Origin of the sequence: Leisingera daeponensis, assembly GCF_019801465.1 — a bacterium.
Taxonomy (GTDB): Bacteria; Pseudomonadota; Alphaproteobacteria; order Rhodobacterales; family Rhodobacteraceae; genus Leisingera; species Leisingera daeponensis_A.
This window is the reverse complement of record NZ_JAHVJA010000002.1, coordinates 554,410-567,061: the sequence shown is the minus strand read 5'-3', so window position 1 is coordinate 567,061 and position 12,652 is coordinate 554,410. Positions and strand designations below refer to the sequence as shown.

The following is a 12,652-nucleotide window of genomic DNA, read 5'->3' as shown; positions in this document are numbered from 1 at the left end:
TTAGTCGCCATCGAGAGAGTTAAAGCCGGCTGCCACGCCGAGTGCCGGGCTGAGACGGTCCGAGACCAGGCTTCGGAGGTCCTTCACCTGCTGGCGCAGCGCCTCGATCCGGATGCGGGAGGCCGGGTCCGCTACGCCGGCAAAGACAGGATCGTCTAGGGTTTCGGCGCGGTTGCGGATCTTGCTGAACTCATGAGCTAGATCCGCTTTCAGTTCTGTATTTTTCTGCGCCAAGGCTATTGCCAGCGGCTCCATCGCGTTCAGCGACAGCAGCACATGGCGCAGGCTGCGCCCTGAGCGGCGGGCTTCGGCGCGGTTGGGGCGGGGGGTGTCATGGGTGCCGAGCGGGCGGCCCAGGCGCATGTCATCCAGCACTTGCAGCCCGGTGGTAAGCGCCTTCAGCAGCTCCTGGGTGATTTCCTCTTCGCTGCGGTAGCGGGCGGCGGGAACGCGCATTTCGGTGGCGTAGTTTTTCTCCCAGTCGGCGGCGATGGCTTGTGCCGTGGCGGCAATGTCGGTGCTTACAGCGCGGGTCAGGGCACAGCGGTAGTCCGGGCTGCCGACGGCGGAGAGTTCCGGGTCATACAGCAGGTATTCCAATGCGTAAAAGCCACGTGCGGCGATGGAATAGCTTGCGAAACCGGCCGGGTCGGTAATACCGGCATCCTCGCTGCCGATCAGGCTGCCAAGCGCTTTGGGGGTTTTGCTGCGGCTGTCGGGCCAGAAGGCCAGAGCAAAGGCGCGGCTGTCTGTTTCGGTGGGGCCAAAGCGGTAATGGCTGGCGGCGATCCAGGCGTCAAATGCCGCGCCATATGCAGCACGCAAGGTTTTGGATTTTGCCGAGCAGTCAGCTTCAGCCGCCTCGGCAAGTGCTTGGCTGCTGCTTGCCAGATCTTTGAAAGCCGGAAGGATCAGCCGATCGGTGATGCTGCTGGACATATCAGACGCCGCTGCGGGCGCGGCGGCCAGGGCGGTGATCAGGGCTAGGGCGCGCATCAAAGACTCTCCAGGAAGGAAATCAGGGCGGCGCGGTCCCGCGGCGACAGCTCAACCACGCGGGTTTTGGCGGCCTCCGCCTCGCCGCCGTGCCACAGGATGGCCTCCAGCAAAGTGCGGGCGCGGCCGTCGTGCAGGAAGGTGGCGCGGGGCGAGACCTGCTGCGTCAGGCCAATCCCCCAGAGCGGTGCGGTGCGCCATTCGCGCCCCGTGGCGCGGGCCTCGGGCCGGTGGTCTGCCAGGCCCTCGCCCATGTCGTGCAGTAAAAGGTCTGAGTAAGGCCAGACCAGTTGGAAACTTTGCTCCGGGCGGTCCTGCAGCCGGTGTGTCACGTATTTCGGCACGTGGCAGGAGGTGCAGCCGCTGTCATAGAACACCTGCTTGCCGCGCAGAACCTTTGGATCATCCGTATTACGGCGGGCGGGCACGCCGAGATTACGGCTGTAGAAGGTGACCAGATCCATGTTTGGCTGGTCGATTTCGGTTTCACGGGAATCACTGCCGCCATGCGGGGCGGATTGGCATTTGATCTGCTGATTGGTGCATTCGCCGGCATGGGCCGGAAACAGCGGCGTAGATATGCCAATGTCGCCGGAAAAGGCGCCGGCGGATTGTTCATGCACCGTCGGGGAGCCGGCCTTCAGCCCGAAGCGGCCCAGCATAATTTGATTGAACTCCTGCGACCAGACCAGATTGGCGCGGCCGGAAATGCCGTTGCCGTCGGCGTCCTCCTCATCCGCGTGGGCAAGGATATCGGCGGCAGGGATTGTCTCCAGCAGGCCCAGGCCGATCATCGGCGGCGCAACGCGCGGGGAGAGCATGGCCCCTTCCGCCAGCGGGCCATAGCCAAGATTTGCGGCGGTATAGAGTGGGCGCCGCAGGGTTGCAGTCTGTCCGCCGTTCAGGGGGACTTCGAATTCCCCGTAATCGACCTGCAGTTTGTACTCTGAGTGGATGCCGGGGGCAGAGAAATCCTGCAACTGTTGCCCGTAATTCGGATCTGGGGCGGTGCCGATGTAATCGCTGATCACCTGCATTTCGGACGGCACCGGGCCGGGTATGGAAACCCGCAGGAACATACTGGTGGAGGCATAGTCCGGCTGCTCCGGCACATGGCCTCGGCCGTCCTTCAGGTGGCAGCGCTGGCATGAGCGTGCGTTGTAGAGCGGGCCGAGCCCGTCGGAGCCCAAGGTTGATGCAGGCGCGAAGACCCAGATTTTCTTGAACAGCCCATTGCCGAGTTTGAACTCCAGTTCCTGCTCAAAGCTGAGATTGGCGGAATGCTGCGAGAACGCCTCGTCATCCGAACGGGCCCGCACTGTGGCGGCGCCTGCGGGCAGATTCTCAAAGGGCTCAGGCGCGGAGAAATCCGTGGCTGGGGCTGTCACGGCCTCGATCCGGACGCGTTCGGCATCGGTGCGGGGGAGGGGGGAGAGATGCGGCTCTGCCTGGTACCGGCTGGCCAAGTCCAGCGCCGCAACCGGGGTGGCCGCCGCAAAAGCGGCAGCCAGCGTGAGTTCAGTCTTCCACCTCTTCCATCTTGGTGGCGTTGAGTTGGGCATAGTTTTCAGCACCGATCCGGTCATGCAGTTCAAGCTGCGTTTCGAGGAAATCGATGTGGCCTTCTTCATCCGCCATCAGATCTTCAAACAGCTTCTGTGAGACATAGTCCCCTGCCTTGTTGCAGGCGTCGCGGGCTTCTTTGTAGAGCGCGCGGGCGTCCACTTCGGCGGCAAGGTCGCATTCGAGGGTTTCTTTCGGCGTCTGGCCGATCCGCAGCGGGTCAAGCTTCTGCAGGTTCGGATGGCCGCCGAGGAACAAAATCCTTTCAATCAATTTATCCGCGTGCTGCATCTCTTCGATGCTTTCCTCGCGGCTTTTCTTTGCCATGCTGCCCAGACCCCAATCGTCCTGCAGCCGGTAGTGCAGCCAGTACTGGCTGACCGCCGTCAGCTCATGCCGCAGAGCCTTGTTCAGATAGTCGATGACCTTGGCGTCGCCCTTCATTATTTTTCTCCCGAATTAAATCTGCGCGTAAATTCGCGAGCTGCGCAGGTACTTCCAGCTTACTGCTGGTGCGCATGGTGTCGAGAAAAAGGGGCATGCATCCGCCGCAATCGGCGGATTTTCCCAAGGCGTGATAGACTTTGCCCGGAGTTATTATCGTTTCAGGATCGGCGCGTCGCATCCAGTCGATAGCCATGCGGATGTCGTGGTCCGAGATCTGTGTGCAGTGGCAAACGATCATGCTGCTCGCGTCCTTGCCCGGCGGCGCAAAGGCCTAGTGATTCCGTTGGTTAATATATCCGACAGAATTACTGGGGTTTCAAGGGGTTTCAGAGTAAAACACTTGGGAATGGGGCCGGAGCGGAAAGCCAATACAAATAAGGGGCTGCATGTTGCAGCCCCAAGGATAGCTGTGGTTTGGGAAAAACCTGTATAATGATAGCTGTTTCAGCCGCCCAGCGGGATTATCAGGCTCATCCCCAGGACCGTGCTTTTGACGCCGGCCTCGTCAACGCGGGCCAGGCCGCCGCCGATGGAGGCGCCGCTTTCAAACTCATAGTCGGCGCCGATTGTGATCAGATCGGTGTCGCCAGAAGTGTCGAAGTCGCGGTGCGCCAAGCCGCCCGACAGTGTCAGGCGGCCAATGGTGTAGGCGCCGGTCAGCGTCGCATAGACCGCATCATCGGCCGATCCGCCGGCATTGGAGAAAGAGGCAACTTCGCCATAGAGGTCAAAGCCATTGTCGAAGGAATGCGCGAGCCCCGCAACCATGCCTTGCTCGTCATCCACGTCTCCTTGGCCTGCGCTCAGGTGGCGGGCGCCGACGTGAAAGGTGGTGCTGCCGGTTTCCTGCGTCCATTGCACTACGAAGTTGTTTAGTTTCCCAGTGTTGCCCGCGCCGCCGTCGGCGGTGGTGGTGCGGCCGCGGTCGAAGCCGATGGAACGGCTGAGGGCACTGTCATCGGCGTAAAACACTCCGAATGACAGGGTGCCCGTGCCATTCAGTTCCACGTCGGACAGGATACCGATCTGCTCTGTCAGTTCGTAGTCATCGGCGAGAGAGTCGCCGAAATACCCTGCAGCGTCATCCCCAGCTGTGCCAAAGACCGGGCTCAGTTTACCGATTGCGACGGTCGTGGCATCGCCGATTTCGAAAGCCACGCCCAGTTCCTCGATATAGACACCCATGTCGTCAAAGGTGCGGTCCTCGGTCGGATCGGTCAGCGACTCGGCGGTGATTGAGGCGAAGATTTCGACATCGTTGCCGAAAGTGTAGGTGCCAGAAGCGGAAATCGAAGCAAAGGTGTCTCGGATTTCTTCGTTTGGGTCATCTGAGGACAGCACGCTGTCGTTGCCGATCTCTATTTCACCTTCCCAACTGAAACCCTCCGCAAGGGCCGGGCCTGTGCAAAGGAGGGCGGAGGTGCTTAGCGCAATCACAGTGGAAGTTCTGATGGTCATCCAGGTTTGGCTTTCATGCGGGGAAAGGCCGGCCGCAGATTTCCGGCTGGTCTCCCTGTTTTTCTGATCTATTCCTGGCAGATATTATTGAAAGACCGCGGAGGGATTGTCGAGGCTGTCGGAGCCTTCGATGGCGACACCGTTCAGGTCCAGCGCCGAAACAACGCGCTCGATCGAGCGGGTCTGGTCAATGAGCCCGTTCACACCGTCCATCACCAGCGCTTGACCGGCTCGGTTGTCCTGCGCCAGCATCTGGTCATAGGAGAAGCCTGCCTCCGCTGCAGTCTTGATGCGGCCCAATGCCCGCATGGTTGCCGACAGCTTGCGGCGCATTTCGGCGTCCAGATCCGCGTCCATTTCGGCCACCAGATCGGAGAGAGAGGCACCGGAGACCAGTTCGCCGTTCACCCGGACATATTCACCCAGATAGACGTTCTGCACGCCCAGGCCGTCATAGTAGTGGCTGTTGTGGGTGTTGTCGGAAAAGCAATCGTGCTCTTCTTCCGGGTCGTTCAGCATCAGGCCGAGGCGCATCCGCTCGCCGGCCTGCTCACCGTATGACAGCGATCCCATGCCGGTCAGCATCGCGGTGATGCCTGCGTCCTCATCAGCCAGAAGCGCGTTGCGGGCGTCGCCGGTGTCACCCCACTGCGCGGTGATCCATTCCAGATCGGAGATCAGCAGGTCGGTTGCTGCTTGCAGGTATTCGCCGCGGCGGATGCAGTTGCCGCCTGTGCAGGCGTCGCCCTGGGCATAGTCGGTCCAGGGGCGGTCGCCCGCGCCGTGCTCCGTTCCTTTCAGGTCCTGGCCCCAGAGAAGGAACTCGATGGCGTGGTAGCCGGTGGCGACATTCGCCTCGACCCCGTCGGCCTCATGCAGGGCGCCTTCCAGAAGCTCCGGGGTGATTTTGGCAGCGTCGATGACTTTGCCGGAAAGCTCAAAACCGGGGTTGGCGATCACATTCAGCGCTGCCAGGGTGTTTTCTTCAGTCGGGCCGCCATAGGAGGCGTCGACATAGTCGATCAGCCCCTCGTCCAGCGGCCAGGCGTTCACCTTTCCCTCCCAGTCGTCGACGATGGCGTTGCCGAACCGGAACACCTCGGACTGCTGGTAGGGAACCCGGGAGGCGATCCAGGCGGCGCGTGCGGCTGCCAGGTTCTCGGCCGACGGGTGCGCGATCAGTCCATCGACCGCGGCTTTCAGCAATTGCGCGGTGGCGAGACTGTCCTGATACTTGGCCTCTGCGATATTGGCGTAGTTGGTCAGCACCGCAGCTTTGTCAGCGGCAAATGCTGCGGCGGTACCGAATGTAAGACCGGCGAGGGCAGTGCCCGCGAAAAAAACGGATTTCATCAGCTAAGTCCTTGGGGTCAATTTCAGTGAAGGGTGGCTGTGGCCGGGCGCCCGGTTTGCCGGGGCAGCTTAAGTCCCATTACTTCGCGCATCAGCAGGCCGCAGTCTGAGGCAAGCCGCACCAGTTCCGGCGCCTTGCGCGGGGTGACGATTAGCGAGGCGAGGATATGAGCATCGTCCTTCTGGCCTTCAGCTGCAGATGCCAGCAGGTTGGCAAAGCAATTTTCGTCCGCGCCGAGACAACGGCAGGTCATGCCGTGGCGCACCAGCGGCCGGCGTCCGTGGGTGGCGCAGAAATTGCACAGGTACCCGAAGGCCTCAAACGCCGCTTCCGCGACCTCAGGGCCGAAGTTCACCTCAAAATCGCGGCGCATCTGGTCGCGCGTTTCACTGCCGGAAAACCAATGGCGCAGATAGATCACCGCTCCGGCTTCCAGCGGCGGCAGGTCCGAGAGGGTCCCGACGGTCACGCCGCCGCGGGGCTGGGCAGCCGCGCCGCTCATTTCGTCAGGATCAGCTTGCCTGCGCGGGTGATGCGCAGTGAGTAAATCTGCCCGTTCAGAAGAATTCGGGCTTGTGCGCCGCCGCGGGTCAGGTCTTCGGCGTGGTAGGTGGGGAACACCTCAGCGGTGGCCTCAGTGGGGACAGGTTTGGATGTGATCTGGTTCATGACTTGCGCCCATTGCTGAATTCCGCCCTGTCCAGAAGCCATTCCAGACAAAAACCGGACAGAGCGCCGGACGGCGCAAAGACCTGCGTCCACAGGTGACGCATGTCCTCGGTGTCCGGTTCCTTGATCTCAGGGCCGCGCGGGCGGCTTGCTCTGGTCGGCATGGGGGCGATCTCGGTTGATTGAATGTCACTCGGGCTCGCCCGATCCGAGTCAGGCTGGCTGGAATGCCATATACCTGATTTATTTACTCACCTATGTCAATCCGAGTTTTTTTGTCGGAAATGAATTGTGTGCAGTGGCAATGGGATGGCAAACAAAAAGGCCGCCCAGCGGGCGGCCTCTGTCGCAGTCAATGTCCAGTGCCTCAGGCGCGGGTGCCGGAGAAGCGTTCCTGCCATTCTTCGCGCTGTTCGTCGGTGATCTTGGCGAACAGCACCTCCGGCACGGTAAAGGCGTGGCCTGCGGGCAGGGCGGACAGGGCTGCCGCCACATCGTCCGGCCAGCTGCGGTCGTCCGTGTTCAGCGCTGCCATCAGCGTGTTGCTCGCTTGCGGGATGAACGGCGCCGACAGCACCGCGTAAAGGCGGATCAGATTGAGGCCCAGGCGCACCTGCGCAGCAGCGCGCTCAGGGTCTTCCTTGAACACCGACCAGGGCGCGGCGGACTGCAGGTATTCATTGCCCGCAACCCAGATCGCCCGCAGTTCCTGCGCCGACTTGCGGACCTCCATCGCTTCCATGTGGCCCTCATAGGCGCGGATGCGGGTGGTGAGTTCTGCGATCAGCACCTGTTCCTGCTCGCCGTATTCGCCAGCCGAGGGCACTTCCTCGCCGAACTTGGAACGGCAGAACTTGGTGATGCGGCTGACGAAGTTGCCCAGCACGTCCGCCAGATCCTTGTTCACCGACTGCTGGAAGTTCTCCCAGGTGAATTCGGAGTCCGAGCTTTCCGGCGCGTGGCTCAGCAGCCACCAGCGCCAGTAATCGGCGGGCAGGATTTCCAGCGCCTGATCCATGAAGACGCCGCGGCCCTGCGAGGTGGAGAACTGGCCGCCGTCATAGTTCAGATAGTTGAAGCTCTTCAGGTGGTCGACCATCTTCCACGGCTCACCCGAACCCAGAATGGTGGCTGGGAACGAAAGGGTGTGGAAGGGGACGTTGTCCTTGCCCATGAACTGGACGTATTTGACGTCTTCGGCGCCCTTGTCGGTGCGCCACCAGCGCTGCCAGTCGGCGTCCGCAAGCCCATTCTTTTCGGCCCACTCGCTTGCAGCGGCAATATATTCGATCGGCGCATCGAACCAGACATAGAAGACCTTGCCCTCCATACCCGGCCAGTCCGCGCCGCCCTTCTTGACCGGCACGCCCCAGTCCAGATCGCGGGTGATGCCGCGGTCCTGCAGGCCGTCGCCGTCATGCAGCCATTTCTTTGCGATGGAGGTGGTCAGCACCGGCCAGTCTTTCTTGGTGTCGATCCAGGCGTCGAGCTGATCGCGCATCGCGGACTGGCGCAGGAACAGGTGCTTGGTTTCACGCACTTCCAAGTCGGTGGAGCCGGAGATCGCGGAGCGCGGATTGATCAGGTCGGTGGGGTCGAGCTGCTTGGTGCATTCCTCGCACTGGTCGCCGCGCGCCTTCTCGTAACCGCAGTTGGGGCAGGTGCCCTCGATATAGCGGTCGGGCAGGAACCGGCCATCCGCGTTGGAGTAGACCTGCTTTTCGCTGACTTCCGAGATCAGTCCCGCATCGGCCAACTTGCCCGCGAAATGCTGGGTCAGCGCATGGTTCTGCGGGCTGGAGGAGCGGCCGTAATGGTCGAACGACAGGCCAAAGCGCTGCGCGATGTCGGTTTGCACCTCGTGCATTTCGGCGCAGTAGTCCGCCACCGGCTTGCCGGCCTTGGCCGCAGCCAGTTCTGCCGGTGTGCCGTGTTCGTCGGTGGCGCAAAGGAACATGACTTCATGCCCGCGGCCGCGGTTGTAGCGGGCGTAAAGATCAGCAGGCAGCTGGCTGCCGATCAGGTTGCCCAGATGCTTGATCCCGTTGATGTAGGGAAGCGCCGAAGTGATCAGAATGCGTGCCATGCCGTCCATCCAGGTAATGCGTCAGAGGCCCGTCTAGCCTATGCGGCGGGCGGCGGGAACCCCGTGTGCGTATTTCGTTGAAAATTGGGGGGCGGCGGCGCTACCGCTCTTCGCGCGAGCGTTTCAGCAGGCGGCCGATGGTGAAGGAGGTGCGCGGCGCATAGACATAGTGCGTGCGCTCTTCCGGCACCGGGCGAGCGCGCATTCTGCTGAGGCCGAAGACGATCAGCAGCAAGTGGCCGAAAGCGACATAGGCGAACAGCGCTGGCGGACCGAAGCTGTCGATCAGCGCCGAGGAGACATAGGGCGAGGCGATGGCGCCAAGCGCGTACCAGAACATCAGCGCTGCCGACAGCTCGACCCGCTCGGCGGAGGTGGCGAAGTCGTTGGCGTGGGCGGCGGAGACCGAAAAGATCGGGAAGGTCGTAAAGCCGAAGAAGCCGGCCGCCAGCATCACCCCCAGAGTGCCTGTGCCGCTGGCCGCGATGGTCACGGTGCTGCTGACAATGGCCGCGGCCGAAAGCCAGATCAGCACCCAGCGGCGGTCGTATTTGTCGGCCAGCCAGCCGAGCGGGTACTGCGCCAGCGCACCGCCCAGCACGAAGGCTGCCAGGAAGAAGGCGATCTGGCCGACTTCCAGCCCGACTTCCTGGCCGTAGACCGGACCGACCATCCGGAATGAGGCGGAGCTGAGCGCCGAGACGATAACGCCGGCCACGGCCAGCGGCGAACAGCGCCAGGCCAGTTTCGGGCGCAGGCGGGGGGCATCGGGTGTTTCCGGCTGGCTGGCCTTAGTCAGGGTTAGCGGCAGGAGCGCCGCGCAGCAGAGAATCGCCAATAGATTATAGGAGACATAAGCTGCGGGCGGCAGCACGGCGATAATCAGCTGCGCCGTCAGCGAGGCCCCCATGTCCGCCAACCGGTAGGTGCCCATGGCACGGCCGCGGGTCTCGTTGGTGACCTTGGCATTGAGCCAGGCCTCGATCACGGTGTAGCAGCCCGCGACGCAGAGGCCGGAGGCTATCCGCATCGCCGCCCAGGCATAGGGGTTTTCAGTCAGCGTGTGGCCCAGAAGGCCGATCGCGCCAAGGGCGGTGAAGGCGGCATAGGCGCGGGAATGGCCGACATTGCCCATCAGCCGGGGCGCCCACCAGCAGCCAATGAAGAAGCCGAAAAAATGTCCTGACCCGAGGAGGCCGATCTGTTCCTTGCTGAAATTCAGGGTTAGGCCGGAGATGGCATCGAGCGGGCCGACGCCTCCGGTCGACAGCTGCAGCATTATGACGGAAAGGAACAGGGCGGCAAGGGAGACAATCAGGCGCATAACGGTGCGACCATGACAGGCTGGGGCGGCATTGCCAGCCGGTTTCCGTCACCTGCGTGTCGTATTTTTGCGGGGCGGTGTCTTTTCGGCACCGGGGCTGGCGGCAGGCTCAGCTGCTGTGGCGGATGCGCGCGCGGATCGCCAGGCTGATCCGGTCCGCTACTAGATCCGAATATCCGGTTGCGCCGAACGCGGCGCGGCTGAGCTGGCCGCCCAGATGCACGTCCAATTCGCCGAGGTCATCCGGCGCGCTGCCGGGGCGGCGGTAGAGCGCGGCTTGCAGGGTGATCGGCCGGGTGGTGCCGCGCAGGGTCAGATCACCCTCGACGGCTGCGCCGCCGGACAGCCGCCCGTCCGGACCGAGCCGGATTCGGGTGGAGCGGAAATGGATCTGCGGAAACCGCTCGGTATGCAGGATGCCGGGACCTTTCAGTGCTTCGGTGGCAAAGATCAGCCCGGTGCGGGCCCGGCGCGCGTCCAGGCTGATGCCGGCGTGGCTGCGGGAGAGGTTCTGCGGGTCGATCAGGATACGGGCGGCGGAGACCGGGATCCGCCCGTGCTGTGGCTGTCCTCTGAGCAGGAAGGTGAAGCGCACATCGGTAGCTTCGTGGATCAGGCGGTAGGGCAGGAGTGCGGCCAGCAATGCCTGCGGTGCCAGCAAGGCGGCACCGAGGCCGGCCAGAAGGCGGCGGCGCGGCATCCTGGATCTGCCCATGCGTGCGTTTCCTTTTGTGTCTGCTGGTCCGTGTTTTCTGCACTGCCGGATGAGTTTAACCGGATTTTCTGCAGCGGCCCGCTCACTTTTGCTTGCGCGCCTGTGAGGCTGCGGAGTACACCCGCCAGGCTGCGGTTACGGGCACAGCCCTGGTCTGGCCCGATGCCGCTATGGCAGCGCTGGCGCCGCCAGGGTTTCCGGCGCCAGTGGGAGCCCCCCGGAGGAGGCGGGGCGCGATGTCTGCTGATCCGAGGGGGCGGGTGGCAACGGGGCGGCCTGCAGCGGGCCGCCTGTGCGGGTCCGGGTGATCTGCCAGCCGCGGGGCGGCAGGGTGCGGGCGCGCAGGCGCTGCAATGTCCAGCAGCCTTTGCCCGCGGGGGCGCGGCCGGCCGGACTGCTGCCGGTCAGGCTGCTGCTCGGCCGGGGCGCATGGGCCAGGTGCCAGCGGCTTTCGATGCCTTGGGCGCCGCCGGTGCCGGGGGTCAGCAGCAGGCCCAGCGGCGCCGGGCCGAAGCGGCCGCCGGCCTCTGCGGCCAGATGCAGCCGCCGCACCGGGGTCATGGCGGGCGGCTCTGCCAGTTCTGCCACAACCAGCGCTGCCGCGCCGCTGCGCAGGGCCTCCTCCATCGCCCAGAGCAGATCCTCCGCCCGGGCGGTTTGAACGAACAGGAACCGGGCAGGGGTGGCGCATGCTGCTACCCCCTCGGGGTTCAGCGGCTTGCCGGCCTGAGGCAGGGACAGCCACAGCACAGGGCTTTGGGCCGCAGCAGCCAGCCACAGTGCAAAACTGTGCCGGGCGGGACCGCAGGCCTCATGCACTCGGGCCTGCTCCAGCGCGATCCCTTCTGTCAGGGGCAGCGCGGGGCGGGGCTTGTGGCTGCGGCGGGCAAGCAGGTGAGTCGGCATGCCGCCAGATTACCATGTTCGCCATTTGTTCTCAATCGATCCGGGCGGCCGATGCCGCCTCTGGATTTCGCGCTGCGTACCGGGCCTCAGCCCTCGCGCGGCACCACCGGACCGCCCTGTTTGACCCATTCGGTAAAGCCGCCTTCCAGATGCACCACCGGATTGAGCCCCATCTCCAGTGCGGCCTTCGCACTCAGCGCCGAGCGCCAGGCGCTGGCGCAGTAGAACACATAAGTTTTGTCTTGGTTGAACACTGGCTTGTGATAGGGGCTGTCCGGGTCGATCCAGAACTCCAGCATGCCCCGCGGGCAGGAAAACGCGCCGGGGATCATGCCGCTGCGCTGCAGTTCACGGATGTCGCGCAGGTCGATAAAGACGAAGTTCTCGTCCAGCACCTTCTGCTTGGCTTCCTCGACAGTCATGGTGTCGACGAGGCTGTTGGCCTCCGCCAGCAGCGTCTTGACGCCTTTGGTGATCTGTTGCGGCATTCCACGTTCTCCCGGAGTGTTGCGGGAGACAGGCTGCAGAGTTTTGCAGCCAAGTGCAAGCTGAGAGGCTGTTCAGTGAACCTGCAGCGGATCAAGCGCTGCTACTCCACCGCCGGCGGCGAGCCAGGCATCCATCCCGCCGTCCAGAAAGAAAACCTGCCGCAGGCCCATGTGCTTTGCGCTTTGGGCGGCCTGAGATGCGTGCAAACCGTTGCTGCAGTAGAAGACAAACACCTTATCATTGGCAGGGACGCTGCCGCTGATGGGGCTGCCGGGGTCGATCCAGAGATCCAAAAGACCATGGGGGCAGGAAATGGCGCCCGGAATAATCCCTGTTCGTTTCGTTTCCTGTGCCATGCGCAGATCGACAAATACAGCGCCGCCGCGGGCATGGGCCACGCGTGCCTCCGGAAGCGGCAATCGCGGAGCCGGCGCTTCACTATCAAACGCGGGATTTCCACCGTCTTCATGCAGCGTGATCGACATGGCTCACTCCTGTAACTCGTTGAAACACAATTTGCCGCAAATTTGAAGCTATCACAAATTAGGCGAATCGCTTTGCAGTTGTTTCCTGATGGTTAACGCCTGTCCGCAGGCATGCCGCTGCGGGTTGCGCCTGCCGCTCTGGCGGTTAGGGTTCGCGCCG

The 12,652-nt window shown here is 63.2% G+C and carries 15 protein-coding genes; all 15 read right to left on the bottom strand.

Annotation, left to right across the window (positions count from 1 at the left end; all coding sequences use genetic code 11):
• Positions 1–996, bottom strand: coding sequence for an imelysin family protein (locus KUV26_RS07525; protein WP_222507887.1), 996 nt, complete (start codon positions 994–996; stop codon positions 1–3).
• Positions 996–2,558, bottom strand: a complete 1,563-nt coding sequence (locus tag KUV26_RS07520; RefSeq protein WP_222508009.1) for a di-heme oxidoredictase family protein — start codon at positions 2,556–2,558, stop codon at positions 996–998. The genes KUV26_RS07525 and KUV26_RS07520 overlap by 1 nt, the downstream gene beginning before the upstream one ends.
• Complete coding sequence (gene bfr, locus KUV26_RS07515; protein WP_222503955.1) at positions 2,515–3,003, bottom strand: bacterioferritin; 489 nt, start codon at positions 3,001–3,003, stop codon at positions 2,515–2,517. The genes KUV26_RS07520 and bfr overlap by 44 nt, the downstream gene beginning before the upstream one ends.
• The gene (locus KUV26_RS07510; RefSeq protein WP_222507886.1) at positions 2,951–3,244 is read right to left on the bottom strand and encodes a bacterioferritin-associated ferredoxin; all 294 of its coding nucleotides are present in this window, start codon (positions 3,242–3,244) and stop codon (positions 2,951–2,953) included. Before KUV26_RS07510 ends, bfr begins: the two co-directional genes overlap by 53 nt.
• A 206-nt stretch (positions 3,245–3,450) precedes the next feature.
• Entirely contained in the window at positions 3,451–4,464 is a 1,014-nt protein-coding gene (locus KUV26_RS07505; RefSeq protein ID WP_222507885.1) for a porin, read from the bottom strand.
• A gap of 84 nt (positions 4,465–4,548) precedes the next feature.
• Entirely contained in the window at positions 4,549–5,817 is a 1,269-nt protein-coding gene (locus tag KUV26_RS07500; protein ID WP_222507884.1) for an imelysin family protein, read from the bottom strand.
• Between the two features lie 23 nt (positions 5,818–5,840).
• Positions 5,841–6,320 carry a hypothetical protein gene (locus KUV26_RS07495; RefSeq protein WP_222507883.1) on the bottom strand — a complete coding sequence of 160 codons (480 nt, stop codon included), beginning with the start codon at positions 6,318–6,320 and terminating at the stop codon, positions 5,841–5,843.
• Positions 6,317–6,487, bottom strand: coding sequence for a hemin uptake protein HemP (gene hemP / locus KUV26_RS07490; RefSeq protein WP_222480776.1), 171 nt, complete (start codon positions 6,485–6,487; stop codon positions 6,317–6,319). Before hemP ends, KUV26_RS07495 begins: the two co-directional genes overlap by 4 nt.
• Positions 6,484–6,651, bottom strand: a complete 168-nt coding sequence (locus KUV26_RS07485; protein WP_222503950.1) for a hypothetical protein — start codon at positions 6,649–6,651, stop codon at positions 6,484–6,486. The genes hemP and KUV26_RS07485 overlap by 4 nt, the downstream gene beginning before the upstream one ends.
• A 203-nt stretch (positions 6,652–6,854) precedes the next feature.
• The gene (metG, locus tag KUV26_RS07480) at positions 6,855–8,573 is read right to left on the bottom strand and encodes a methionine--tRNA ligase (RefSeq protein ID WP_222507882.1); all 1,719 of its coding nucleotides are present in this window, start codon (positions 8,571–8,573) and stop codon (positions 6,855–6,857) included.
• Positions 8,574–8,673: 100 nt separating this feature from the next.
• Positions 8,674–9,897, bottom strand: a complete 1,224-nt coding sequence (locus KUV26_RS07475) for an MFS transporter (protein WP_222503948.1) — start codon at positions 9,895–9,897, stop codon at positions 8,674–8,676.
• 109 nt (positions 9,898–10,006) lie between these two features.
• The gene (locus tag KUV26_RS07470; protein WP_261399769.1) at positions 10,007–10,612 is read right to left on the bottom strand and encodes a YceI family protein; all 606 of its coding nucleotides are present in this window, start codon (positions 10,610–10,612) and stop codon (positions 10,007–10,009) included.
• Positions 10,613–10,780: 168 nt separating this feature from the next.
• Positions 10,781–11,518, bottom strand: coding sequence for a hypothetical protein (locus KUV26_RS07465; RefSeq protein ID WP_222507881.1), 738 nt, complete (start codon positions 11,516–11,518; stop codon positions 10,781–10,783).
• Positions 11,519–11,604: 86 nt separating this feature from the next.
• Positions 11,605–12,006 carry a rhodanese-like domain-containing protein gene (locus KUV26_RS07460; protein WP_222503946.1) on the bottom strand — a complete coding sequence of 134 codons (402 nt, stop codon included), beginning with the start codon at positions 12,004–12,006 and terminating at the stop codon, positions 11,605–11,607.
• A 72-nt stretch (positions 12,007–12,078) separates the two neighbouring features.
• Positions 12,079–12,492 carry a rhodanese-like domain-containing protein gene (locus KUV26_RS07455; RefSeq protein WP_222507880.1) on the bottom strand — a complete coding sequence of 138 codons (414 nt, stop codon included), beginning with the start codon at positions 12,490–12,492 and terminating at the stop codon, positions 12,079–12,081.
• Positions 12,493–12,652 lie beyond the last annotated feature (160 nt).